We start from the raw sequence: 25,715 nt of genomic DNA, 5'->3' as shown, positions 1-25,715 counted from the left end.
AGAAGTTTACGACCACTGACGCTGCCATCAATTGCGCCCTGCACTATAGCACAGGGCGCAATTTTCAACGTGGATTGAGGGCAAAGTAGCGCTGTGCGTTGTTAAAGCAAATATCTTGCAGCATGCTGCCAAGTAAGGCTTCATCGTGCGGCACAATGCCATCCTGCACCCATTGACCGAGCAGGTTGCACAGAATACGGCGGAAGTATTCGTGACGTGTGTAAGAGAGGAAGCTGCGTGAATCGGTCAGCATCCCGACAAACTGGCTGAGCAAACCGATTTGAGACAGTTGCTCCAACTGGCGCAGCATGCCATCGCGCTGATCGTTGAACCACCAACCGGAACCAAACTGCACTTTTCCGGCGATGCCCGCACCCTGGAAGTTACCTGCCATGGTCGCCAGCACTTCGTTGTCACGCGGATTGAGGCAGTACAGAATGGTCTTTGGCAGTTGGTCGTTAACATCCATCGCATCCAGCAGGCGCGAGAGCGGCAAAGCAATATTGTTATCGCCAATGGAGTCAAAACCGCTGTCGGCACCGAGCAAACGGAACAGGCGAGTGCTGTTATTGCGAATGGCACCGATGTGTAACTGCATCACCCAATCACGTCGTGCATACTCGGAACCCAACCAGACCAGCACCGCGCTGCTAAACTGCGCGATTTCCAGTTCGCTTAGCGTGTCGCCGTTGCGACGTTTCGCCAGAATGGCGTCCAACACGCTATCGTCAGGAACAGGTGCAAAGCGCATCACTTCAATCCCGTGATCCGCTGCACGACAGCCATGGGCAGAGAAGTGATCTAAACGGCGCAACAGCGCGGTGCGCAACGCATCAAAGTCGGTGATCGCCACATCCGCTGCTGCCTCCAGCCGTCCCAGGTATTCAACAAAGCCTTCAAGCTCAATCTTGAACACCTTATCCGGACGCCAGCTTGGGGCGACATCAATATCAAAGCTGCTATCTTCAGCAATCTGACGATGATATTGCAGCGAATCAACCGGATCATCGGTGGTGCCAACCATACGTACATTCATTTGACGCATAATGCCGCGTGCAGAAAATGCCGGGGTTGCCAGTTTCTCGGCGCATTCGTCCCATACGCGTTGCGCAGTGTCCGGCCCAAATAACCTATTGGTGATGCCGAACGGGCGGCGCAGCTCCAGATGCGTCCAGTGGTAGAGCGGATTGCCCAGCGTTTTGGGCACGGTGTGGGCCCACGCGAGATATTTATCGTAATCACTCGTAGATTTACCGGTGATCAGCGATTCATCCACGCCCGCAGCACGCAAGGCGCGCCATTTGTAATGGTCACCTTCCAGCCAAATCTGACCGAGGTTTGCGAACTGACGATCCTCGGCGATCTCCTGCGGGTTGAGATGACAGTGATAATCGTAGATCGGCATATCGGCGGCAAAGTCATGGTACAAACGACGCGCAACGTCGCTTTGCAGCAGGAAATCGTCATCCATAAAGTGCTTCATTTCGGCTCCTGATTCAGGGATGCAACGGCGGCGCGGGCACCATGTTGGCAAAGGTGCGCGTACACCTGTTGAAGATGGCTGACGAAGCCCGGATTGGCGGGCAAATCGTCTCCAAAAATGGTTCTCACGGCAAGCAGGGCGATAACACGGGCATCGCCTTCTGGCGTGTGCTGGTTGATATCTTTTAGCGTGGCAATTAATGGGTCAACCACATCAAAGGCTTCACCTCGTTCATTTTGTCCGAGTACGTAACGCATCCAGCCAGCAATGCCCAGCATCAAGTGGCGATAGTCACTGCCCTGCAGCAAGTGATAGCGCACGGAATCGAGCCAGCGCTGTGGCAGCTTCTGACTTCCATCCATCGCAATCTGTTGCGTCCGGTGGCGCAGCGAAGGGTTGCTAAAACGCTTAATCAACTGGCTGGCATAGGCGTGCAGATCGATCCCCTCAGGCATCGACAGCGTAGGTGCCTGCTCTTGCATCATCAGTGCCAATGCCGCCTGGCGATAGGTCGGGAGTTGCATGGTGTCAGCGATGGTTTCACAGCCACCCAAATAACCGAGATAGGCAAGAAATGAGTGACTGCCGTTGAGCATACGCAGTTTCATCATTTCAAATGGCGCAACGTCGGCCACAAACTGCGCGCCAACGCGATCCCATTCTGGGCGACCGTTGACAAACTTTTCTTCGATCACCCATTGGCGAAACGGCTCACAGGCCACGCCACAGGGATCGTCTACGCCCAGTAGCAGACGAATTTCCTGTTGAGTTTCGTCGGTCACTGCGGGAACGATGCGGTCAACCATGCTGCTGGGGAAGGTGACGTTCTCATCAATCCAATGCGCCAGTGCCGCATCGCGCAACTGCGCCAGGCCCACCACAGCGGCGCGCGCTACATGGCCGTTATCACGCAGGTTGTCGCAGGAGAGCACCGTAAACGGCCCAACACCGCGTTCACGACGAACACGTAATGCTTCGACGATAAAACCAATGGCAGATTTCGGCGTCGTGGGGTGCGCAACATCATGTTGTATCAACGTATTGTCAGCATCCAACTCACCGTTGGCACCTTGAGTGCAATAGCCTTTTTCCGTCACCGTCAATGAAACGATAGCGGTTTCCGGACGAGCCAGCGCGTCGATAATGCCGTCGTGCCCATCCAGCGCAGGGTGCAAGGCTTCTTTGATGGCCGCAACGAGGTGGACATCGTTCTGCTCGGCACCTTTTTCCGTCACGCTGTAGAGCAGATCTTGCTGGCGCAGTTGTTCGACCAACAGTTTGCCGCTCGCCGACATCAGGTTGACCTCACAAATGCCCCAGTCAGTGTCGCTGATTTCAAGCAGATGATGCAGATACAACGCCTGATGCGCGCGATGAAAGGCGCCACAGCCGAGATGCACAATACGCGGTACCAGCCGCTGATGATTCCATGCGGGACGGGTGACGTTTAGCTCGCCATTGGCAAGGTTGTGTTCCATGTAAACTCCATTCGACCAAGTGCGCATTAATGCGCACCCTACATCGGACCGATGCATGTTAGGGAGAGGCCCCATATGGCCTACCGGTGGATTTTGGGGGATGTCCCTTACAGCCTACCGATGGATTATAGGGTCGCCATTTATGGCGACCACGACGGCGCTAAGCTTTCAGAAATAAGCGCGATGGATCGCCAGCTCCACACCGCGAATTTCCGCCAACCCTTTCAGGCGACCAATCGCTGAATAGCCGGGGTTGGTTTTCTTTCTCAAGTCGTCGAGCATCTGGTGACCATGATCCGGGCGCATCGGAATCAAATCCTCCTGACCGGCAGCTTTACGGCGATGTTCTTCTTCAGCAATCGCCTTAATGACGGCGAACATGTCAACATCGCCGCCCAAATGCGCCGCTTCGTGGAAGGTGTTTGGATTCTCTTCGCGTTTGGTTGACCGCAAGTGCGCGAAGTAGATACGCGGACCAAAACGTTTCACCATGCCGGCGAGATCGTTTTCCGCCAACACGCCATAAGAACCGGTGCACATGGTGAACCCATTCGCCGGGCTGGGTACGGTATCGATCATCCACTGTAAGTCTTCTGCATGGGAGACAATGCGCGGTAAACCAAGAATCGGACGAGGTGGATCATCCGGGTGAACAGCCATACGAATACCGGCTTCTTCTGCTACCGGAATAATGGCGCGCAGGAAGGTAGCGAAGTTTTCACGTAACTCAGCTTTGCCGATACCGTCATAACGGGCTAATTGCGCACGGAACTGGTCCAGCGTGTAACCTTCTTCTGCACCCGGTAAACCCGCGATGATATTGCGCGTCAGGCGGGTTTTATGCTCTTCGCTCATGCTGGCGAAACGCTCAGCTGCCTGCGCTATTTCAGTGGCGCTGTAATCCTTCTCCGCACCGGGACGCTGCAAAATGTGCAGTTCAAACACGGCAAATTCGATCTGATCAAATCGCAGGGCTTTCGCGCCATCGGGTAACAGATATTCAAGGTCCGTACGTGTCCAGTCGAGGATCGGCATGAAGTTGTAGCAGACTGTTTTGATACCGCATTGCGCCAGATTTCGCAGCGACTGCTGATAATGACTGATCCACTTCTGACACTCACCGCTGCCGGTTTTGATCTCTTCGTGAATCGGCACGCTTTCCACCACTGACCACACCAGCCCAGCGGCTTCCACGATGGCTTTACGCTGCATAATTTCGTCCACCGACCACACTTCGCCGTTAGGGATGTGGTGCAGGGCGGTGACGATGCCGGTCGCGCCAGCCTGGCGTGCATCGGCAAGAGAAACGGGATCATTTGGGCCATACCAGCGCCAGGTCTGCTTCATGTTGTTACCTCTTCTCGGCCCTGAGATGAAACTCAAGACGATTCTTATATTGGTTGACCTATTTATCGGTTAGCGCACTGTTTTTGACATGGATTGCGCTTTCAGGCCCTAAAATTCGACTCTTTAACAGTGGATGTCAACCTGGTTAGCCATTTTGGTTAACCAGATCACAAATGCGGCATCTTACTGGCGACCAGATTCAGCATCTGTGGTTCACTCCTGGCGGATGGTTAGAGATGACTCACTGAAGTCGCTCCTCAACAACAAGCAGCAATTCCTGTGCGGCAGCCAGCGATATTTCCGGTTTATCGATGCCCGCGCAAACATCACAGGATTTGTAAGCTCATGATGTTAATAAAGATTGGAGAACCAGATGAACCGCAGTTTGAATCCAGGGATCGCTGCCGCTGGCAGCAAACGCACCTTCCGCAATTTGCGCTGGTGGGTATTGGTGTTGTTCTTAGCGGGCGTTACCGTCAACTACATCACGCGTAACTCATTGGGCATTCTGGCACCTGAGCTGAAAACCAGCCTGGGCATCACCACTGAACAATATTCATGGATCGTCGGCGCATTTCAGCTGGCGTATACCTTCTTTCAACCGATTTGCGGCTGGCTGATTGATGTCATCGGTCTCAAAGTCGGCTTCCTGATTTGTGCTTCGGTCTGGGCGGTTGCCTGTCTGTTCCATGCCGGAGCGGCTAGCTGGGTGCATCTTGCCATTCTGCGCTTTGTGATGGGTGGCGCGGAAGCTGCGGCAACGCCTGCCAACGCCAAAGTGTTAGGCGAATGGTTCCCGAAAAAAGAGCGTCCGGTTGCAGCGGGTTGGGCGGGTGTGGGCTTCTCAATTGGCGCGATGCTGGCACCGCCCATCATCTACTTCGCGCACGCCTCTTTCGGCTGGCAGGGCGCTTTCCTGTTCACCGGTTGCCTGGCGCTGGCGTGGGTGGTGCTTTGGGCGTTGTTCTATCGTGATCCTGAGCGCCATCCGAATTTGCAGGCGTCTGAACTGGAATTCATCCGTCAGGATAATGAACCCCCCGCTGTCAAATTACCTTTCTTTAAAGCGCTGAAAAGCGTCTCAAAAAACAAACGTTTTTACGGTATCGCCATTCCCGCTTTTATGGCTGAACCGGCGTGGGGCGTACTGAGTTTTTGGGTGCCGCTCTATCTGGCGAAAGATCTCGGTATGGATCTCAAGCAGATCGCCATGTTTGCCTGGATGCCTTTCCTCGCTGCGGACCTTGGCAGTGTGGCCAGTGGCTATCTGACGCGCCTCTACACCCGTTTGTTTGGTTTCAGACTGGTTAATTCGGTCGTTGCCAGCTCGGTCACCGGTGCTTTCCTGATGCTTTCCCTCGCGCTGGTGGCGATGACTAAAGACCCGTATGTCGCCATCGCATTGATCTCGATTGGTGGCTTTGGGCATCAGATCATCTCCTGCATGCTCAGTGCGCTGGTGGTGGAAAAGTTTGATAAAGGCCAAATGGCGACGGTGAACGGTATGCGCGGTTCCTTCGCGTGGATCTCCAGCTTCCTGTTCTCACTGGTGATCGGCGTCACCGCCGACAAGATTGGCTTTAACCCGCTGTTTGTCGCCATGGGCTTCTTCGACCTGATTGGCGCGGTCTTCCTGATTGCATTTATTGCTGAACGTCGCGCCCAGCGCGCCTGAATAAAGTAGGTAACAATGAAAACCTTAAAGAATTGGTCACTCACACATTCTGATCAACACCATGTTGCATTAACCGTCGATGGAAAATACACGCTGAACCTGTATGTGCTGGAATCTGGCATGTTCCGTGTCTCGATTAAACGCCAAAGCGGCTATGCGCTGGACCGCACCTGGAGCATTGCGCCAGAGAGCGATGTGCCGTGGGAAGGGCGTCCGCGTGACAGTCTGGCAGGCTTTACCCTGCCAGGATTCACCCTGGAAGAAGAGGGCGATACGCTGGTGGTCTCCACCGATGTGCTGCGCGTGATTGTCCATCAGCCGCTGGCGCTGGAGTGGCAACATCGTGATAGCGCTGGCGCCTGGCAACTGCTGACCTGCGACCGACCAACCAGCGCCTATCTTATCAATGCGCACGGCGATGGCGTGGCGCACTACCAGCGTCGTATGAATGACGATGCCTATTACGGCCTGGGCGAGAAAGCCGGTGACCTGCAGCGCAATGGCAAGCGTTATGAAATGCGTAACCTTGATGCGATGGGTTATAACGCCTCTTCAACCGATCCGCTTTACAAACATGTACCTTTTACCATTACGCGACGCAGCGATGTGAGTTTCGGTCTTTACTACGATAACCTCAGCAGCAGCTGGTTTGATCTCGGCAACGAGTTGGATAACTACCATCAGCCTTATCGCCGCTGGCAGGCGGAAAGCGGCGACATTGATTACTACCTGTTTGTTGGCAGCAAAGTACTGGATGTCACCAAAGCCTTTGTGCGTCTGACCGGTAAAACGCTGTTTGGCCCGAAATGGAGCCTCGGCTACAGCGGTTCCACCATGCACTACACCGATGCACCGGATGCGCAAAATCAGCTGATGAACTTCATTCGCCTGTGTGAAGAGCACGACATTCCGTGTGACTCTTTCCAGCTGTCATCGGGTTATACCTCGATCAATAACAAGCGCTATGTATTTAACTGGAACTACGACAAAGTGCCGCAGCCGGAAGTGATGAGCCAGGCGTTTCATGATGCTGGTTTGCGTCTGGCAGCCAACATCAAGCCATGCTTATTGCAGGACCATCCGCGTTATGAAGAAGTTGCGGCGCAAGGCTTGTTTATCCGCGATTCGGAACAGGATGCGCCAGAGCGCTCGGTGTTTTGGGACGATGAAGGTTCACATCTCGATTTTACTCATCCGCAGGCGGTGGCCTGGTGGCAGGAAAATGTCACCCAACAACTGTTGGAGAAGGGCATTGACTCGACCTGGAACGACAACAACGAATATGAAGTGTGGGATGGTGAAGCGCGCTGCCACGGTTTCGGCACCCCCATCGCCATCAAGCATATTCGCCCGGTGATGCCATTACTGATGATGCGTGCGTCAATGGAAGCGCAGCAGCGTTTTGCCCCAGAGAAGCGTCCTTTCCTGATCTCGCGTTCTGGCTGCGCCGGCATGCAACGCTATGTGCAAACCTGGAGCGGTGATAACCGTACTAACTGGACGTCACTGCGTTACAACATCCGCATGGGCCTGGGGATGAGTTTGTCGGGACTGTACAACGTGGGTCATGACGTGGGGGGGTTCTCGGGTGATAAGCCGGATGCAGAATTGTTCGTGCGTTGGGTGCAAAACGGCGTGATGCATCCGCGTTTCACCATTCACTCCTGGAATGACGATCACACGGTGAATGAACCCTGGATGTATCCGACAGTCACCCCTGCGATTCGTGCTGCGATTGAACTGCGTTATCGCTTGCTGCCATACCTCTATACTTTGCTGTGGCAAGCACATGCTGATGATGAGCCGATGCTGCGCCCAACGTTCCTCGATCATGAACAGGATAAACAGACCTTCGCTGAGTGCGATGAGTTTATGCTGGGTCGCGATTTGCTGGTGGCCAGCGTGGTGGAAGCAGGACAACGTGAACGCCGTTTGTGGCTGCCAGATAACCAAACTGGCTGGTATGACTTCGCAACGCAGCAGTGGTATAGCGGCGGTCAGTGGATCACCTTGCCAGCACCACTGGAAACCCAGCCGATGTTGGTGCGAGCTGGCGCTGCATTGCCGCTCAGTCAGCGTTTGCGTCATGTGGATGCGCAAGCGGATGACCGTCGCACGCTGCAACTTTATCCATTACAGGGTAAAGGCGAGAGCAAAGGTCTGGTATTTGAAGATGACGGTGAGTCCTGGGGTTATCAGCAGGGCAACGCCTTGTGGTTAAGCTGGGAAATGCGTAGCGATGCCGAAGCGATTCACCTTAGCTTCCAGCGTAAAGGCGATTACCAGCCAGCCTGGAAAACGCTGCAGATTGTCTTGCCGACGGCAGAACAGCGCCAGTTGTATATTGATGGCGTTGCTGTCAGTGCGGCAGGTGCGCAACTGGTGTTGGCTGACGCGGTGAGTCACTAAGCGGCAGGATTCGCGATAAAGGTGCGCATCAGTGCGCACCTTTCAAAACGACGTGAACGACTCAATCCAAGGATGCACATCAATCCCTATCCAATGAAAACCCCACGCCATCGTGGTAGGGGCGCCATTTATGGCGACCGAAATCCCGTCATGCCATTGAGTTAACCGGGATTAATCTATCAACCCTTTCGCCCGCGCCAGCAAAAACGCGGTTACGGAGGTGGCATCGGTGACTTTCCCTGCCAACACCAGTTGCAGAAACTCGCTGATCTTCATTTTTCGCGCGGTCAGCCCAACTTCTTCCGCATCCAGGTTTTGTCCCTGATAACGCAACTCGCTGGCAAGGTAGATGTGGTATCCCTGCGCTGAATATCCCTGTGCCAGTTTTTGATAGCCAACATACTGCCAGCGATCGGCAATTAACCCGGTCTCTTCTTGCAACTCGCCAGCGGCCAGCGCTTCGGGTGTGGCGCCAGGGTCGAGTTCCCAACTGCCCTGAGGAAGCTCAATGGTGCGTTCACTGATGGGATAACGGTACTGCTCCACCACGAAAATACTGTCCTGCTCTACCGGAAGAATCACCACAAAATCGTTCTTTTCAATCACTGAGTAGATGCCTTCACTGCCATCCGCCCGTTGAATTTTATCTTCTTTAAGCGTCATCCAGCGATTGCGATAGATTTCTGTCGATGCGAGGGTGTGAATTTCTGGTTTCAAGATGGGCCTCCATGAAGTGAATCATTGAATCAATGATTTAAGCCTATAACAGCGGCGCGAGAACAGGGTATTTATCTGTTTTTCTCCATTGCTTGCTTCAGCGCATTAAGAAATACCGTCACGCGTGCGGGTAATTGTCGCGTGGTGGGAAACAGCGCCCAAACACCGAGCATCTGTGGTTGGGCATCGAGTAGATCGATGGCAACCAGTGTGCCTGCCGCCAGTTCTTCCCTTATATCCCACTCGGATAACTGCGCAATGCCGCTGCCGGCCACACAGAGTGTACGCACACCCTCTACGTTACTGCCACTAAAACGCCCCTCCACGCTCAGGCTGGAAATATGTCCATCAATGATAAAGCTCCACTGCACCACACCGGAAAGTCGCAGGCAGTTATGCCTGTGAAGATCATTCAATGTCTGAGGCGTACCAAAGCGCTGCAGATAATCGGGGGAGGCGCACAGCATACGTGGGTTGTCAGCAAGACGATGAGCAACCAGACGGGAGTCACGCAGCGGTGCAATGCGAATGGCGACATCGTAGCCCAATCCCACCAGATCGGTCACATCATCACTGAGCTGAAATTCAATGCGCAGTTCGGGGTTCGCCTCCATTAAAGCAGGTAACAAAGGGATGATGGTGCGACGGCCAAATCCTGAAGGTGCCGTAATACGCAGTTGCCCGGTCGCACCTTGCTGGTGTGGGGAAAACAGATTGCGTGCGCTCTGCTCGGTTTCCGCCAGTGATTTAGCGTAAGGCAGAAACTCTTCCCCTTCTACCGTTAGCGCGATAGCGCGGGTGGTGCGGTGCAGCAGCCGCACGCCGAGATCTTCCTCCAGCGAGGCCAGCCGCCGTGACACCGTCATCGGTGTGGTATTTAGCCGCCGTGCCGCCTGCGTCAGGCTACGGGTTTGCGACACCATCAGGAAAACCTCAATATCTTTGGAGTTCATTTTAACGATTTCCGTTATACAGACGTATCATCTTTGGCCATTTTTGCGCTTAATGCGACACACTATACTGCGCACTGACGATAATCAGGAAGCACAAGGCAAAATGGCCGATAAACACTTATTTCAGAGCGGCACGTTAAATCGCCTCGCATTGAAGAATCGCATCATGGTTGCGCCCATGACACGCATCTCTGCCACGGTGGATGGCGTGCCAGGCGACCGTATGAAGCACTATTACACCCGTTTCGCTCGCGGCGGTTTTGGCACCATCATTACGGAAGGATTGTATATCGATGAAGCCTGGTCACAGACTTACGCGTTCCAGGCCGGGTTAGTGAATAGCCGACAGGTCGCGGGCTGGCGTGCCATTACGGATGCTGTGCATCAGCATGGCGGCAAAATTATCGCGCAATTGATGCATGCAGGCGCGATTTCCCAGGGCAATATTTACCGAAGCGATACCTTGGCACCTTCAGTCGTGCAACCGCGCGGAGAACAGCTGGGCTTTTACCATGGTCATGGCGACTATGCGTTGCCGGCAGAAATGAGCGAGGAGCAGATTCAGCAGGCAATTGACAGTTTTGCCGAGACTGCCGCGCGCGCGATTGGTGTAGCCGGATTTGATGGCATTGAAATTCATGGTGCGAATGGCTATCTGCTCGATCAATTCTTCACGGATTACACCAATCAGCGCCACGACCGCTGGGGCGGCGATATCACAGCACGCTTGTCGCTGACCCTGGCGGTGATCCGAGCGGTACGCCAGCGCATTGGCCAGGATGTCACCTTAGGTGTGCGTATTTCACAGGGCAAAGTGAATGATTTCCACCATAAGTGGCGGGAAGGGGAAGCGGGCGCAAAGCAGGTATTTCGTCTGTTCGCGGATTCAGGCATTGATTACCTGCACCTCACCGAATATGACGCGCTGCAACCCGCGTTTACTGACAATGCACGCTCGCTGGTGCAGCTTGCTCGCGAGGTGGCACCCAGTCTGACCATTGTGGCAAATGGCTCGCTGTCAGACTGCCATCGTGCCTCACAGGCACTGGAGCAGGGGGCTGATTTTGTGGCGCTGGGCAAAAGCGCGCTGGCCAATCCTGACTGGCCGATGCGCGTGCGCGATGCGGCACCTTTGCAGGAGTTTGATAAAAGCTTGCTGGCCCCTTCCGCTGATGTAAAAAACTGCGAACTGGCCTAGCCGTTCGCACCACACGGCCGTTTTTTTGCTGCAAACCGGTGCGCACCCCCCGCGCACCGAACTCACTTTCCACTTCTGCACCACCCTCACTTCTGCTTATAACCAATCAAATACCCTCACTCCCTGATCAAAAGATGTGATTTTTATGCTTAATGATGATTATTGCTGCTTTATGATTGTTGATTTTATGAATATTGAGTATATGATTGCCGTGTTTTATTAACTATTTTGCATCATTTGATGTGTTTTGATGTCGGGGTTAACTGTGAGCAAGCTTCTACCACTGCCGGCTGTCGCGCAATTGCGTCAGTCTCAGGCGGGTGCGGCTGTATTGTCGCGTCGCCACTTTTTGATGTACTCCGGGGCAGGAATGATGTCACTGACATTACTGCCCAACCTCTCCACTTTTGCCAGTACGCCAACCATCGCCAGCAATGATGGTGCTGATTTCCATCAATTGTGTGAATTCCTCACGGCGAAAACCCTGGAACCGTCACTGACTCAGCGCGCCTACAGTGCACTGAGCCATGTGGATGACACTTTTGCGCAAAAGGCACAGCAACTGGCTGGTCTGATTCACAAAGGGCGATACGCCAATATCGAAGCGTTAAAAGTTGCACCGGAATTAACCGGTGAAGTGAAGCAAACCGCGATGAACATCATTGCCAGCCTATACCTCGGGTATGCCGGCACGGCGCGACCGGGTCATGCAGAGGATGACACCCAATTTGTCACCTACACCCAGGCGTTGATGTATCGACAGACCTACGCGTACGCGCCCATTCCGTCCTATTCGCGCTGGAGTACCGGTTACTGGACCTCGGTACCGAAATAAGCGCTGCACGTTACACATTATAAATTCATCCAGGGTAAGTCATTGTGGCAAAACAATTTGACGCAGATGTGATTGTCGTCGGCTCCGGTGCCGTAGGCAGCAACATGGCGAATGAGCTCGCCAAACAAGGTAAATCGGTGATCATGCTGGAAGCGGGTCCCAAAGTGGAACGCTGGAAGCTGATCGAAAACTTCCGTAACTCACCGCGTAAATTCGATTTTAACGATCCGTTCCCTAACAATCCGTGGGCGAATACCTCCTACGCAAAAAACTACATTGAAAACACCGGCTCCTTTGAAATGCTGCCGGGAATGTTGAAGTTAGTGGGCGGCACCACCTGGCACTGGGGTGGCGCGACCTGGCGTTATCTGCCAAACGATATGAAGCTGAAAACAATGTATGGCGTAGGCCGCGACTGGCCGCTGGAGTACAGCGAGTTAGAGCCGTACTACCATCGTGCCGAAATCGAGTTAGGCGTCTCTGGCAGTGACACAGAAGACCAAAGTGGGCAGGGGGGCAGCGCATTTCCTCCGCGTTCAGCACCCTATCCGGTGGATCCCGAGCCACCGCTCTATCTCACCACTCACTTCAAAAACAAGCTGGAGAAGAAAGGCTACAACTTCGTCCACGAGCCGAATATTCGTACCCATGTTCCTTATGATGGTCGCCCGGCGTGTCAGGGTAATAACAACTGTGCGCCTGTCTGTCCGATTGGTGCGCTGTATAACGGCAGCATTCACGCTGAAAAATCGGTGCGTAACGGCGTCAAGCTGATCACTGAAGCGGTGGCCTATAACATCGAAAAAGGGCCGGACCGTAAGATTGTGGCGATTCACTACAAAACGCCACACGGGGATGATGTGCGCCTGCAAGCCAAATATTTTGTGATTGCGGCACACTCCTTCGAAAGTGCAAAACTGCTGTTGCTGTCGGATGTGGCGAACTCCTCTGATCAAGTGGGTCGCAACTTGATGGATCACACCGGTATCAACATGCACTTCCTCACGGATGAGCCAGTGTGGATGGGACGTGGACCGGTGCAGCAAACGGGGATCTTTAACTGGCGCGATGGGGCGTTCCGCTCTGAGCACTCGGCGATCAAACACACCATCACTAACCTAAACCCTACACTGGGCTTGACTCAGCGCTTCCTGTCGCAAGGCATGATGGGTAAAGAGTTGGATGAAAATATTCGCCACTACAGCGAACGCTGGGCAGAGGTTTCAACGTTCTTTGAAGCCTTACCGGATCCCAATAACCGCGTGATGCCAAGCACCACACACAAAGATGCGCTGGGTATTCCTACGCTCAAAGTGCACTACGACGTGGATGATTACATCAAACGTGGTGCTGCTGCCGCGAAGGAGCAGTACAAAAATATCGTTCGCGATATGAACGGCACCTACATCGAAACCACCGACTTCGTTAACCACGACCATCTGATGGGCACCATGATCATGGGTAACGATCCGAAAGACTCGGTGGTGGATAAAGATTGCCGCACGCACGACCACCCGAATCTATTTATTGCCTCTGTGGGGGTCATCCCTGCGGCGGGCGTGGTGAATCCGACCTTAACGGCGATTGCGCTGGCGATTCGGTCCGCTGACATCATTGCGCGGGAGATTTGAGATGCGTAAAACTCACCTTCTTCTCAGTGCACTGCTGTTTGGCGCAACCTTGACTGGCGCTCACGCTGATGATCAGATGCTGATCAAACGCGGTGAATATCTTTCACGCGCGGGTGACTGTATCGCATGCCATACCGCTGAGCACGGTGGCAAGCCGTATGCCGGTGGATATGAATTCCCGATGCCGATGGGCACCATCATCTCCAGCAACATTACGCCATCCAAAGATTTTGGGATTGGCCATTACAGCGAAGCGGATTTCAACCGTGCCGTGCGTGAAGGCGTAGCACCGGATGGTACGCGTCTCTATCCGGCGATGCCGTACACCGAATACAGCAAAATTACCGATGAAGACATGCATGCGCTGTATGTGTACTTCATGCAGGGTGTGGCTCCGGTTGATGCGCATCCTGGCGAGCATACAGAGCTAAAATTCCCGTTCAATCTGCCGGGGGTGATGCGCGTCTGGAATGCCCTGTTCCTGAACACCGAACAGTTCAAGCCCGACAGCAATGTCTCGGCGGAGGTCAATCGCGGTCATTATCTGGTGGATGGGCTGGCCCACTGTACCAGTTGTCATACTCCGCGTAATGACATGCTGGCGGTGGATAACAGCAAGTATCTGCAAGGAGCCGTGGTCGGTGGCTGGTATGCGCCTAATCTGACTTCTGACCCGATTTCCGGGATTGGTGGCTGGAGCAATCAAGAACTGGTGCAGTATCTCAAAACCGGGCATGTTGAAGGCAAAGCACAAGCCGGTGGCGGCATGGCGGAAGCGGTGCAAAACAGCTTCCAGCATCTGAGTGATGACGATCTGAATGCGATCGCCACTTACCTGAAAACCGTCAAGCCGGTGCGTAATCCGCAGCAATCTTCGCCGTCCTACGCGGTTGAGAAAGCGAAAGCGGAGACTTCATGGGAGAAGCTCGAATTTCCTATCCCAGACAATGCGGCCCCGGAACGTCATGACAACCTGAGCAATGTTGATGGTGCTTCGCTGTACAGCTCCGCCTGCGCGGCTTGCCATACGATGAGCGGTGAGGGCACGGCAGATCAGCGTATTCCGTCACTGACGCGCAACAGCGCAGTGGGTGCTGAACTGGCTAACAACGTGGTGATGGCCATCTCTCAGGGGATTCATCGTGAAAGTCAGGGGGAAATTGCCTCAATGCCCGCATTCAGCGCGGATGCTGAGCATATCACCTCTTCGCTGACGCCTGCGCAGATTGCTGCCGTGACCAATTACGTCATGGGCCAGTTTGGTAAGGGCGATCCGCAACTCACCGCGCAAGACGTGATGCAGATTCAGGCAGGCGGTGGCTCCTCATTCCTGATTCGCAACGCGGCAACGCTAGCGTGGAGTGGTATTGGGATCGGTGTCGCGGTGTTGTTGATTATCCTGATTTTCATCACTGAGCGTCGTCGCAAGCAGCGTTGATGCCTTCATCTGATGTAACCCAATCAATTAACCCGGCATAAGCCGGGTTAATTTTTTTCTTCTTTTGCACTATGATGACCTCCTTGTAAAAATCATGGATGCGCGCAATGACCGATCATAACCTGCGGAAAAAACTCACTATTCAGGATATCGCCAGAATTTCTGGCTTGAGTACGGCTACTGTCGACCGTGTGCTGAATAACCGTCCGGGGGTTAAAGAGAGCACCAGGCTACGCGTTGAGCAGGCGATGTCACAGCGTTCGCCGGTGTCAGCACCGCTGGTCGCTGAGAAGAAAATCGCTTTTGTGGTGGATGCAGGTAGCAGCTTTATCGAGATCATTCGCGGTGCCTTATCACGTGTCAAAGACCACTATCCTCACGTCTCCTTTACCTTCGACAGTGTGCCTAACTACCAGCGCGATCAGCGGTCCTTCTGCGATTTACTCAAATCACGCATTGATGCAGCCGATGGGGTGGTGTTGGTCTCGCGCGAAGATATTTTGATCAACAGCGAAGTGCGTGAAGCCGGATTAAAAAACGTCCCGGTGGTGTGTCTGACCTCTGACATGCCTCATTCCGCTGCTTATATTGGCGTGGATGAAGTGAGTGTAGGTGCGAATGCGGCGCTGTTTATAGGGCGGATGATCAAGCAGGAAAAAGCCAAAGTGCTGTTTGTCGCCAGCTCAACGTATCGCACCCAGGAAGAGCGCGAAATGGGCTTCCGCCGGGTGATGCGTGCCGAATTCCCACAGATTGATGTTATTGAACGTATTGATTCCAATGACGAGTCGGACGGCACCTACAAGATCATTAAAGAGTTCCTGACCCACAATCCGGATGTCGCGGGTATTTACAATCTGGCTGGTGGCAATCGCGGTATTGCCCGCGCCATTAAAGAAGCAGGATTGACAGGAAAAACCTTATTTGTCGGTCACGAACTCACTGAACATACACATAAATTGCTGGAACAAGGGGAGATGGACATTCTGTTTGCCCACGATATGGATCGTGAAGTCAACGCGTGCATCACCACCATTGAGGCGCTGTGCCAGGGTGAACGCATCGAAAAGACGTGGTTCCCCTCACTGATTTACACCAAGTACTCGCGTTTCTGATTATTTACCCTGTCAGTTAAACCAGGAATTTTTATTAAACACCTGTAACGTGGTTTTAATATCGTTACAGGTGTCGCCCGATCTAAAACGCTCAATCAGCATGATGCAGTGTTCTATTTCTTGCTGCACATCGTGTCCTAACACAATGTCCATCTCCCCTTGTTCCAGTAACTTTCGCGTATAGTGACTCAATTCATGACCGATAAATAACACTTTGCCACTCAGGCCATATTCGGCTAGAGCTTGCGCGACACCGCGATTACCGCCTGCCATATTATAAATACCGGCCATCGGTTCATGTTCGCTGAGATATTTTTTAACGCTCAGGCAGGCATTTTCCGCTTCATCGTTTACGTTCATACGCTCAAGAATATGCAGGTGTGGGAATTCAGCGCGTAACACGCGACGAAATCCGATTTCGCGCTCTTCCTGGGTGCGATAGCTGGCGCTAAACAGCAGCAAGATTTTACCTGATATACGGGGCAGCATGCGGCCCATGAGCCAGGCGGCGGTCGCACCGGTGCTCAGTGGATCAAGACCAACGTAGGCATTTCGCCGGGAGTTGGGCAGATCAGTGGTCAGGCAAATAACAGGTACACCACGGTCAACCGTATGGCGTACTGCGCGATTGACTTTCACTTCATCGCGAGAGACCAAAATAATGCCGTCGCTGGTTTTAGCGCGTTGTTGAATAAGGGCACTGAATCGCTCGGAATCCACCTGTACGTTAGGAATGCTGTCGAAAGTAAATGAATATTCATGATGGACAGCAATATATTTTCTAATTTCACTCTCAATTAAACGGATAAAGCTTGAACCCGCATCGCAAATAAACGTAATGCGTTTTACGGGCTGGATAGCACTATTTTCATGTCGTCCTTGCAGTTGCTGAATAGCGACCATCACCTTATGGCGCGTTTTCTCGCGTACACCTGGTCGGTCATTGATCACACGGTCAACCGTGGCAGTGCCATAGCCGGTGTAAGTGGCGATCTCTGCAACGGTAGGTCCACGCTTATACAATTTGTCATTCATTTCTGATGTAAAACCCATCATTCAATCATTGTGACTCATCATAACGGTAATGACGCAAAAATCAATCTTTGCTATCTGTCTGATAATGCAAATTTATTGCTTATTTGAGTTTTAATGCATCAAAATGATGTGTGATGAGCATCATTATTTTAACATCATTTATGCTCTCTTGATTGACTTGAAAACCGAGGAAAGCGATCAATTGCGACACATTTTCGTCACCAATCGTCATAACACTAAACATGTGATCGCACTCGGTCTGAGAGGTAAATGATGTCAAATCATGGAGTTAAGAAAGTGACCAATCCGCTTCGCTGGGGAGTTATCAGTACCGCCAATATCGCCTGTGCCAAACTCATTCCCGCTATGCTGGCGAGTGAGAATTGTGAAGTCAAAGCCATCGCATCGCGCTCACTGCAGAAGGCGCAGGCCAAAGCGGCACAATTTGGCATCGAGAAAGCCTACGGCGATTACGAGGCATTGCTGAATGACCCGGAAATTGAGGCTATTTATGTGCCACTGCCAAACGATCAGCATATCGATATGGTGTTGGCTGCTGCGGCACATGGCAAACATGTGTTGTGTGAAAAACCGATTGCGCTGAATGCGCAGGAAGCGCTGCGCCTGCGCGATATTCCGGCCAATCTGGTGGTGGCGGAAGCCTTTATGGTGCGCCATCACCCGCAGTTTGACATTCTGCGCCAGCATTTGCGCAGTGGTGAACACGGCAAACTACAAACCGCGCAGATTCTGCTGTCATTCATGCTCGATAATCCTGGGGACTTCCGCTTTGATGTGAAAAAGGGTGGCGGCGCGCTGTTTGATCTCGGCTGTTACACCGTGATGACGGCACGTTATCTCTTAGGGCGCGAACCGCAACGCGTGTTCTGCTCAATGGTGCGTTCACCGCTCAATGGCACCGATGAGACCACCCACGCCATCCTTGATTTTGGTGATGGCCAGCAGGTCACGCTGACCGTCAGCCTGAAAATGGCCGCCTCACAGCGTGTGCAGGTGGTATGTGAAAAATCACTGCTCGATCTCTCCGCCCCCTATGTCCCCGGCAAAGGTTCGCCCGCCACCTTATGGATCGATTCCCACAGCGGTTTAGACGATGCGGCACCGCAGCCCCGTCACTTGCCTGAAGTGGAACAGTATCAGTGCGAAGTCACTAACTTCGCTCGCGCTGTGCGCGGTGAGCAGGCACTGGAATTTGGTATTGAAGACGCCATTGCCCAGATGCGCGTGATGGATGCGCTGTTTGCCTCAGCAGATTCCGGTCAGTGGCAGGAGGTGGCGCAATGAAAACTTACAACATTGCCATCATTGGTGCGGGCATGATTGGTGCCGCTCACGCTTCGGGCTATCGGGCGCATCAGGCCCGTTTGGCAGGGCCAGACCATCAGTTCAACCTGCATACAATATGTGATGCCCGCGAAGATGCGGCCCAGGAGTTATCACGCGTATGGGGTTTTGCACACACCAGCAGTGACTGGCAAGCAGTACTGAACAACCCGGATATCGACATTGTCAGTGTGGCGCTGCCTAATTTCCTGCATGCGGAAGTGGCGGCGGCGGCCTTGCGCGCGGGTAAACATGTTTTGTGCGAAAAACCGCTGGCGCTGACCGCAGCACAAGCCAAAGAGCTCACCGAACTGGCGGCAAGCAGTAAAGGCATCAATGGGAGTGTCTTCAACTATCGCCGTATTCCAGCGATCTCGATGATCAAACAGTTGATTGAACAGGGTGAGATCGGCACGCCAACTCATCTGCTGGTGCAGTATCAAACCGGATATGCCGCTGATCCTCTGTTGCCGCACAGCTGGCGTTATACCGAAAGCCGTGCTGGAGGCGGGGCATTGCATGATATCGGCGCACACGCCATTGATATCGCGCGTTTTCTCTGCGGTGACATTCTTGAGATCGTCGGTGCCACGGAAGATACCTTTATCAAACACCGTTATCTGCCTCTCACCGCCAATGCCGGGCATAGCCATGTGACGTTGAGTGACCAAAGCGCAGTCGTGGACACGGATGACATCAGTTCCTGTGTCTTGCGTTTTAACAGCGGTTGTCAGGGGCTGTTTTCCGCCAGCCGCGTCACGGTTGGCATGGGCAATACCCTGTCATTCACCTTAACCGGCAGCAAAGGCACCGTGTTGTTTAATTCTGAACGCCCCGGTGAATTCCAGATCGCCCGCGCCAGTAAAGAGAGCGGAGCCTTTGTCACACGCGCCAACAATCCCGCCTTCCCGTACCTAAGTGATTTGATTCCCGTGCCGCATGACGGTGTGGCAATCGGCTACGCCGAGGGCTTCGGCTTTATGATTGCCGAGTTTATGCAAGCGGTGGCGGAAAATCGCCCCTATAGCAAAGGCAATTTTGCCGATGGTCTGGCGGTGGCGTTGGTGCTGGAGGCGATACAACATGCCGCGCGCGAACGTCGCCCGGTTTCTATCAGTGAGTTTGCAGGAGCACAACCATGAAAATCGGCATGGTCACCGACAGTCTTGGTCATCTGAGTCAGGACGAAATGCTGCGTGCCGCAGCGGAGCTGGGATTGACCCACGTAGAATTTTGCTGCGGTAACTGGTCCTCCGCGCCACATCTGGATCTCAATGCGCTGCTCAGCAGTGCTGAGACTCGTCGCAATTTTCTCGCCAAAGTCCGCGACCACGGTCTGACGATTTCCGCGCTGAATGCCAGTGGCAACCCGCTACATCCGGGTGAAAGTGGCAAAGAACACCAGGCTTGTGCCGATGCCACGCTGGAGCTGGCCGGTCTGCTGGGTATTGAGCGCGTGGTCATGATGTCGGGCTTACCGGGAGGCCCTGGCGACCAATGGCCGAACTGGATCACCGTCGCCTGGCCGCCATTTTGCGGGCAGATCCTCGAATACCAGTGGAATGAAATCGCCATTCCATGGTGGAAACAGCGCGTCAAACTGGCACAGCAGCACAAGGTTGAACGGTTGTGCATTGAGTTCCACGCGGGACAACTGGTGTACAACGTGCCGAGTTTCTGGCGATTACGTGAAGCGATCGGGGAAACGGTTGGCGTTAACTTCGATCCGAGCCACCTGATCTGGATGGGTGCCGATCCGCTGGCCTGTATCCACGATTTGGGTGATGCCATCTATCACGTTCATGCCAAAGACGCCTGGGTCAATCCGCGCCAGGCCGCGCTCACCAGCCGCCTGGAAAACCTGCACTCCAGCCATAACCGGGAACGCGCATGGAACTATGTCACGCTGGGCTACGGTCAGGATGAGCAGTGGTGGAAACAGTTCTGCTACCACCTGCGCCAGGTGGGCTATGACGATGTGCTGAGTATTGAACATGAAGATGTGGTGTTGTCGCGTGACGAGGGGATGCGTAAGTCAGTGGCGCTGTTGCAGCGCTGCCTGGCGGACGCCCCCTCCGATTATACGCTGCCCAACATCGGGTAATTCGTTGCCGTTAATAACAGCGGGCTGCAGTCGCAGCCCAATAATAATCTGACGAAAGAAGAGAACATCATGCGTAAACCTACAAAAAAATTGCTTACCCTGCTGTGCATGTTGCCCCTCTCCGCCTCTTTGCATGCGGCAACGCCGCAAATTGGCGTAGCGATGTCGGCGTTTGACGATAACTGGCTGACCATTCTGCGCAGCGCCATAGCTGAAGAAGCGAAGAAAGAGGGCGCAGCGGTACAGATGGAAGATGGTAAAAACGAAGTCGGCACCCAGCTTAACCAGATCCAAAATTTCACCGCTTCCAGCTTGCAAGCCATCATTGTTAACCCGGTAGACAGCACGGCGGTGCAATCTGTGACTGATGAAGCCAAAGATGCGGATATCCCTTTGGTTTACGTCAACCGCGAACCGGCCAATATCGCCACGCTGCCCGATAATCAGGCGTTTGTCGGCTCCAGCGAAATCGAAGGAGGCACGCTGCAAGCCAAAGAAGTGTGTCGTTTGCTAAATGGCAAAGGCAACGTGTTGATTATGCAAGGTGATTTAGCGCAACAGTCGGCAGTCCTGCGCACGCAAGCGGTGGAAGATGTGTTCAAAAAGGCGCCGTGCGATGGCATCAAGGTGGTGGATAAACAGGTGGCGAAATGGACGCGCACCGGCGGCAACAACCTGATGACCAACTGGCTCTCTACCAACCTCAAATTTGATGCCGTGGTGGCGAACAACGACGAAATGGCGTTGGGTGCAATCCAGGCGTTAAAAGCATCGAATCGCGACATGAAAACTGTAGTGGTGGCGGGCATTGACGCCACTGTCGATGCACTGAACGCCATGAAGGCGGGCGATCTCGATGTCACGGTGTTCCAGGACGCCAATGCTCAGGGCCGCGAAGCTTTGGTCACCGCCATGAAATTGGTGAAGGGAGAAAAAGTCGATAAGCGCGTGCTGATCCCCTATCAGCTGGTTACGCCAGCCAACATGAATCAGTTCATGAAATAAGCGGGAGAGACCCATGACAAGCCAACTGACACCGGTGCGCCCACGCGGCGCGCCGCAAGATGCTGCACGCTGGGATTATGTGCTGGAAGTGGAAAAGGTACGCAAAGCCTTTCCCGGAGTGGTGGCGCTGGATGATGTCTCGCTGAAGATCAAACCGGGTTCGGTCCATGCCCTGATGGGGGAGAACGGCGCCGGAAAATCGACACTCATGAAGATCATCTCCGGCCTGTATCAACCGGATAGCGGCGAAATTCGGTTGCGGGGAGAATCCGTGACGCTCGCTAGCCCACTGGCTGCGCAACAGGCGGGTATCGCGATGATTCATCAGGAACTGCTGTTGATGAACTCAATGACGGTGGCCGAAAACATCTGGATACGGCGCGAGCCGCGCAACCGTTTCGGCCTGATCGACCATGCTGCCATGTATCAACAGACCGAAGCCTTGCTGACCCGGCTCAAGTTGGATCTTGATCCTGACGCCTTGATTGCCGAGCTGTCGATGGCCAGCCGGCAGATGGTAGAGATTGCCAAAGCGGTGTCGCTGGAGGCTGATGTGCTGATCATGGATGAATCCACTTCATCGATTACCGAAACCGAAGTGGCACATCTGTTCAACATCATCCGTGATTTGCGCGACAGTGGCATTGGCATCGTCTACATCACGCACAAAATGAATGAACTGTATGAAATTGCTGACGAATTTACCGTGTTTCGCGATGGTAAGTTTGTCGGCACCCATGCCGCCAGCGACGTCTCACGCGACCAGATCATCAAGATGATGGTCGGACGTGAAATCACCCAGATGTTCCCCAAAGAGGCGGTGCCGATCGGTGATGTGGCGTTAAAAGTTGAGGGATTGGGGCTGGCAGGGGTGTTCAGCGATGTGTCGTTTGAACTGCGTGCCGGGGAGATTCTCGGTTTTGCCGGGCTGGTAGGGTCCGGGCGTTCCAACGTCGCGGAAACGCTATTTGGCGTGACCCCGGCCACGGCGGGCAGCATTGAACTGGCCGGGAGTAAGCTGGTGATGTCATCGGCCTACAAGGCCATTCATCACGGTATGGCGATGCTGACGGAGGATCGTAAGGAGACCGGTTGTTTCCTGCCGCTGGATATTCAGGAAAACATGCAGATCGCCGCCATTCATGAAAACTACTGCCGCAACGGCATCGTCGATGAAGCATCGCTGGAAGCGGATTGCCACGATATTTGCCAGAAGTTGCGGGTAAAAACGCCCAACATGCACGAATGCATCGAAAACCTGTCCGGTGGTAACCAGCAGAAGGTGCTGATCTGTCGCTGGCTGCTGACTAAACCGCGCATCCTGATCCTGGATGAGCCCACGCGCGGCATAGATGTCGGTGCCAAGGCGGAAATTCATCGGTTGATTGTCGAACTGGCCCGCCAAGGGGTTGCCATCATTTTGATCTCATCGGAACTGCCTGAAGTGCTCGGCATGAGCGACCGCATCGTGGTGATGCATGAAGGCAAAGTCACCGGCATTGTGGCGGCGGCGAGCGCCGATCAAACCTCCATCATGAGTCTGGCGGCTCATTAACGCATCGAGTTGAGGAAAATATGACTATGTCGACAACGGATAACCTGCAGCCCGTGCCTGCGCGGCGGAAAAAACGCTTGCCCACGGAGGTAAACATCTTCCTGGTGTTTCTCGGTATCGCGGCGCTGTTCGAAATCGCGGGCTGGATCGTGGTAGGGCAAAGCTTCCTGTTCAACCTGCACCGCCTGCAAATCATCATTCTCCAGGTGGCCGTCATTGGCATCATCGCTGTGGGGGTTACGCTGGTGATCATCACCGGAGGCATTGATTTGTCCTCCGGCTCAGTGGTGGCGATGAGCGCGATGATTGCGGCTACTTTTGCGCAAAGTTCGCTCTGGCCGAAAGTGTTCTATCCTGGCCTGACCGACCTGCCTTTCTTTGTGCCACTTGGCGTAGGGTTGTTAATTGGTGCGCTAGCAGGGCTGGTGAACGGTCTACTGATCAGCCTGACCAAGATCCCACCCTTTATCGCCACCCTGGGCATGATGGTGGCGGCACGTGGTGTCGCTAACTGGTTTACCGAGGGTAGCCCGGTATCGGGCTTTACTGATGGCTTCGCATGGTTAGGTAACGGCCTGGGACGCTGGGCACCGGTGGCGATATTCCTTGTGGTCGCGCTGCTGTTCCATCTGGTGATGCGTTATACCCGCTTTGGTAAATTTACCTATGCGATTGGTGCGAATTTGCCTGCGGCACGTGCGTCAGGGATCAACATTGAACGCCATCTGATCAAAATCTACGTGATTGCCGGTCTGTTAGCGGGCCTCGCGGCGATGGTCGCGATTGCGCGCATCAAGACCGCACAGGCGGGAATGGGGATGATGTATGAACTGGATGCGATCGCCGCCGCAGTGATTGGCGGGGTATCCCTTTCCGGTGGACGCGGCCGTATTCTCGGTACGGTTATCGGGGCGTTGATCCTCGGGGTTATGATGTCAGGGTTCACCTTCCTGCGCGTTGACGCCTACTACCAGGACATCATCAAAGGCACCATTATTGTGCTGGCGGTGATTGTCGATCAGTTCCGTCAGTCACGCCGGGTGAAGAAGAAAGGGTAGAGATAAAGGGGCGCACAGCATGCGCCCCTGAGGTTTTATGCAGAATGCTTCTGCCGCGACAATCCGCTCAATGCCAGGCCGGCCAGCGCCATGACGACCGTCAGGCCTACCACGGCATTCCAGCCACCGTGCAGCCAGAACCAACCGCCAAACGAGCCCGTAATGCTGGATCCCATATAGTAGAACAACAGATACAGTGATGAAGCATGGCCGCGATTATTACCGGCTAACGGGCCGACGGAACCGCTCGCCGCAGCGTGCGCGACAAAGAAACCGCTGGTAATCAGGATAATGCCACCAATCAAGCACAGCAGGTTATCTGGCACCGTCAGTAAAATACCGGCTAGCAACAACAGAAAACCGGCAATCAGCAATGGCTTACGACCGAACCGATCGGCCAGACTCCCCGACAATGAGGAGGAGACAATACCAATCGCGTAGGCACAGAAAATCAGGCTTACCTGTGTCTGGCTAAAGTTAAACGGCGCGTCAGAGAGGCGGAAAGTGGCGTAGTTAAACAGTGTGACAAACACGCTGGTCAGGAAGAATCCGGTGGCATACAAGCGAATCAATCCCTTATTGCCGAGGTGACTAAACCAGGCTCTGAAATGGAAGTGGAGATTGAGTCCCGGTTTGCGTTCGAAATTACGCGATTCAGGCAATAACAGTACAAATGCTATCGCTGCCGCTAAGCCGAGCACACCCAATACGCCCATGGCGATGCGCCATGAGGTGAATTCACTCAGCAATCCCATGCCGACGCGTCCAACCATCGCGCCAAATGCGGTGCCGCCGACGTACAATCCCATGGTTTTGCCGAGATCTTTTTTATCGATTTCCTCCGCCAACCAGGCCATGGCGACGGCTGGGACGCCGCCCAGCACCACGCCTTCTACCGCACGGGCGACCAACAGCAGATGCCAATTGGGTAACACCGCCGCAATGAAATTGCAGATCGATGCCAGCGCCATTGAGGTGAACATCAATCCACGACGTCCTACAGCCTGAGAAAATGCCCCTGCCAGCAAGATAGACACCGCCAGCAAACCGGTGGTGAGCGACAGGGCGAGAGAACTTTGCGCCGGCGTGACATTAAACGCGTGAGTGAAAGCGGGTAGCAGTGGCTGTACACAATAGATCAGTGAAAAACTGGCCAGTCCGAGCATGAAAAAAGCAATGCCTGCACGACGATACTCACTGCTACCGCGCGCGATGCTGAACGTTGCAGGGGATGACACAGGCAGAGCATTTTCTAACGAGCGACTCATGGTGATTCCAGGGTAACGAAGATTGCACAACGCTACCGCGCCAACTATCATCTGTCCAATATATAGC

General features: G+C 53.9%; 20 protein-coding genes. 13 read left to right on the top strand and 7 right to left on the bottom strand.

The features are described from left to right. Window positions 1-64: 64 nt before the first annotated feature. The 3 genes from uxaC to uxuA form a co-directional block, all read right to left on the bottom strand. Window positions 65-1,483 carry a glucuronate isomerase gene (gene uxaC / locus ACCW76_RS01025; protein ID WP_436337506.1) on the bottom strand — a complete coding sequence of 473 codons (1,419 nt, stop codon included), beginning with the start codon at window positions 1,481-1,483 and terminating at the stop codon, window positions 65-67. Further along, window positions 1,480-2,961, bottom strand: a complete 1,482-nt coding sequence (locus ACCW76_RS01020) for a fructuronate reductase (protein WP_436337505.1) — start codon at window positions 2,959-2,961, stop codon at window positions 1,480-1,482. Before ACCW76_RS01020 ends, uxaC begins: the two co-directional genes overlap by 4 nt. A 168-nt stretch (window positions 2,962-3,129) precedes the next feature. Next, window positions 3,130-4,308 carry a mannonate dehydratase gene (gene uxuA, locus ACCW76_RS01015; protein WP_436337504.1) on the bottom strand — a complete coding sequence of 393 codons (1,179 nt, stop codon included), beginning with the start codon at window positions 4,306-4,308 and terminating at the stop codon, window positions 3,130-3,132. 373 nt (window positions 4,309-4,681) lie between these two features. Between uxuA and ACCW76_RS01010 the strand changes: the two genes are divergently transcribed. Further along, window positions 4,682-5,983 carry an MFS transporter gene (locus ACCW76_RS01010; protein ID WP_436337503.1) on the top strand — a complete coding sequence of 434 codons (1,302 nt, stop codon included), beginning with the start codon at window positions 4,682-4,684 and terminating at the stop codon, window positions 5,981-5,983. Between the two features lie 15 nt (window positions 5,984-5,998). Next, on the top strand, window positions 5,999-8,392 hold the full coding sequence (locus ACCW76_RS01005) for a TIM-barrel domain-containing protein (RefSeq protein WP_436337502.1): 2,394 nt from the start codon (window positions 5,999-6,001) through the stop codon (window positions 8,390-8,392). A gap of 171 nt (window positions 8,393-8,563) precedes the next feature. Here ACCW76_RS01005 and ACCW76_RS01000 read toward each other — a convergent pair whose 3' ends face one another. Continuing rightward, window positions 8,564-9,109 (bottom strand): NUDIX domain-containing protein, encoded by a 546-nt coding sequence (locus tag ACCW76_RS01000; protein WP_084935784.1) that lies wholly within the window; start codon window positions 9,107-9,109, stop codon window positions 8,564-8,566. Window positions 9,110-9,180: 71 nt separating this feature from the next. After that, window positions 9,181-10,062: a LysR family transcriptional regulator gene (locus tag ACCW76_RS00995; RefSeq protein WP_436337501.1), complete on the bottom strand. Its 882-nt coding sequence runs from the start codon at window positions 10,060-10,062 to the stop codon at window positions 9,181-9,183. Window positions 10,063-10,165: 103 nt separating this feature from the next. Here ACCW76_RS00995 and ACCW76_RS00990 point away from each other — a divergent pair, with 103 nt between their 5' ends. The 5 genes from ACCW76_RS00990 to ACCW76_RS00970 all read left to right on the top strand — a co-directional run bounded on the left by ACCW76_RS00990 (window position 10,166) and on the right by ACCW76_RS00970 (window position 16,279). After that, on the top strand, window positions 10,166-11,260 hold the full coding sequence (locus ACCW76_RS00990; RefSeq protein WP_436337500.1) for an NADH:flavin oxidoreductase: 1,095 nt from the start codon (window positions 10,166-10,168) through the stop codon (window positions 11,258-11,260). Window positions 11,261-11,525: 265 nt separating this feature from the next. Next, the gene (locus ACCW76_RS00985; RefSeq protein ID WP_436337499.1) at window positions 11,526-12,095 is read left to right on the top strand and encodes a sugar dehydrogenase complex small subunit; all 570 of its coding nucleotides are present in this window, start codon (window positions 11,526-11,528) and stop codon (window positions 12,093-12,095) included. A gap of 44 nt (window positions 12,096-12,139) precedes the next feature. Continuing rightward, on the top strand, window positions 12,140-13,726 hold the full coding sequence (locus ACCW76_RS00980) for a GMC family oxidoreductase (protein ID WP_436337498.1): 1,587 nt from the start codon (window positions 12,140-12,142) through the stop codon (window positions 13,724-13,726). 1 nt (window position 13,727) lies between these two features. Beyond that, window positions 13,728-15,164, top strand: coding sequence for a c-type cytochrome (locus ACCW76_RS00975; protein WP_436337497.1), 1,437 nt, complete (start codon window positions 13,728-13,730; stop codon window positions 15,162-15,164). Window positions 15,165-15,271: 107 nt separating this feature from the next. Further along, window positions 15,272-16,279, top strand: coding sequence for a LacI family DNA-binding transcriptional regulator (locus tag ACCW76_RS00970; protein WP_436337496.1), 1,008 nt, complete (start codon window positions 15,272-15,274; stop codon window positions 16,277-16,279). A gap of 12 nt (window positions 16,280-16,291) precedes the next feature. Here ACCW76_RS00970 and ACCW76_RS00965 read toward each other — a convergent pair whose 3' ends face one another. Continuing rightward, window positions 16,292-17,314 carry a LacI family DNA-binding transcriptional regulator gene (locus tag ACCW76_RS00965; RefSeq protein WP_436337495.1) on the bottom strand — a complete coding sequence of 341 codons (1,023 nt, stop codon included), beginning with the start codon at window positions 17,312-17,314 and terminating at the stop codon, window positions 16,292-16,294. A gap of 297 nt (window positions 17,315-17,611) precedes the next feature. On the opposite strand from ACCW76_RS00965, the gene ACCW76_RS00960 reads away from it, so the two are divergent. The 6 genes from ACCW76_RS00960 to ACCW76_RS00935 all read left to right on the top strand — a co-directional run bounded on the left by ACCW76_RS00960 (window position 17,612) and on the right by ACCW76_RS00935 (window position 24,380). Beyond that, window positions 17,612-18,619: a Gfo/Idh/MocA family protein gene (locus ACCW76_RS00960; protein WP_436337494.1), complete on the top strand. Its 1,008-nt coding sequence runs from the start codon at window positions 17,612-17,614 to the stop codon at window positions 18,617-18,619. Beyond that, window positions 18,616-19,800 (top strand): Gfo/Idh/MocA family protein, encoded by a 1,185-nt coding sequence (locus ACCW76_RS00955; protein ID WP_436337493.1) that lies wholly within the window; start codon window positions 18,616-18,618, stop codon window positions 19,798-19,800. The genes ACCW76_RS00960 and ACCW76_RS00955 overlap by 4 nt, the downstream gene beginning before the upstream one ends. Then, window positions 19,797-20,762 carry a sugar phosphate isomerase/epimerase family protein gene (locus ACCW76_RS00950; protein ID WP_436337492.1) on the top strand — a complete coding sequence of 322 codons (966 nt, stop codon included), beginning with the start codon at window positions 19,797-19,799 and terminating at the stop codon, window positions 20,760-20,762. Before ACCW76_RS00955 ends, ACCW76_RS00950 begins: the two co-directional genes overlap by 4 nt. A 69-nt stretch (window positions 20,763-20,831) precedes the next feature. Continuing rightward, window positions 20,832-21,767, top strand: a complete 936-nt coding sequence (locus ACCW76_RS00945) for a sugar ABC transporter substrate-binding protein (protein WP_436337491.1) — start codon at window positions 20,832-20,834, stop codon at window positions 21,765-21,767. Window positions 21,768-21,780: 13 nt separating this feature from the next. Then, window positions 21,781-23,322: a sugar ABC transporter ATP-binding protein gene (locus tag ACCW76_RS00940; RefSeq protein ID WP_436337490.1), complete on the top strand. Its 1,542-nt coding sequence runs from the start codon at window positions 21,781-21,783 to the stop codon at window positions 23,320-23,322. 26 nt (window positions 23,323-23,348) lie between these two features. Then, window positions 23,349-24,380 (top strand): ABC transporter permease, encoded by a 1,032-nt coding sequence (locus ACCW76_RS00935; RefSeq protein WP_436337489.1) that lies wholly within the window; start codon window positions 23,349-23,351, stop codon window positions 24,378-24,380. A 35-nt stretch (window positions 24,381-24,415) separates the two neighbouring features. Here the strand turns inward: ACCW76_RS00935 and ACCW76_RS00930 are convergent, their stop codons facing one another. Further along, the gene (locus tag ACCW76_RS00930; RefSeq protein ID WP_436337488.1) at window positions 24,416-25,648 is read right to left on the bottom strand and encodes an MFS transporter; all 1,233 of its coding nucleotides are present in this window, start codon (window positions 25,646-25,648) and stop codon (window positions 24,416-24,418) included. Between the last annotated feature and the right edge of the window lie 67 nt (window positions 25,649-25,715).

Origin of the sequence: Pantoea sp. C8B4 (assembly GCF_051336905.1) — a bacterium.
Classification (GTDB): domain Bacteria; phylum Pseudomonadota; class Gammaproteobacteria; order Enterobacterales; family Enterobacteriaceae; genus Pantoea; species Pantoea rwandensis_B.
The sequence above is the reverse complement of the archived record's forward strand: the minus strand, read 5'-3'. Positions and strand labels throughout refer to the sequence as shown.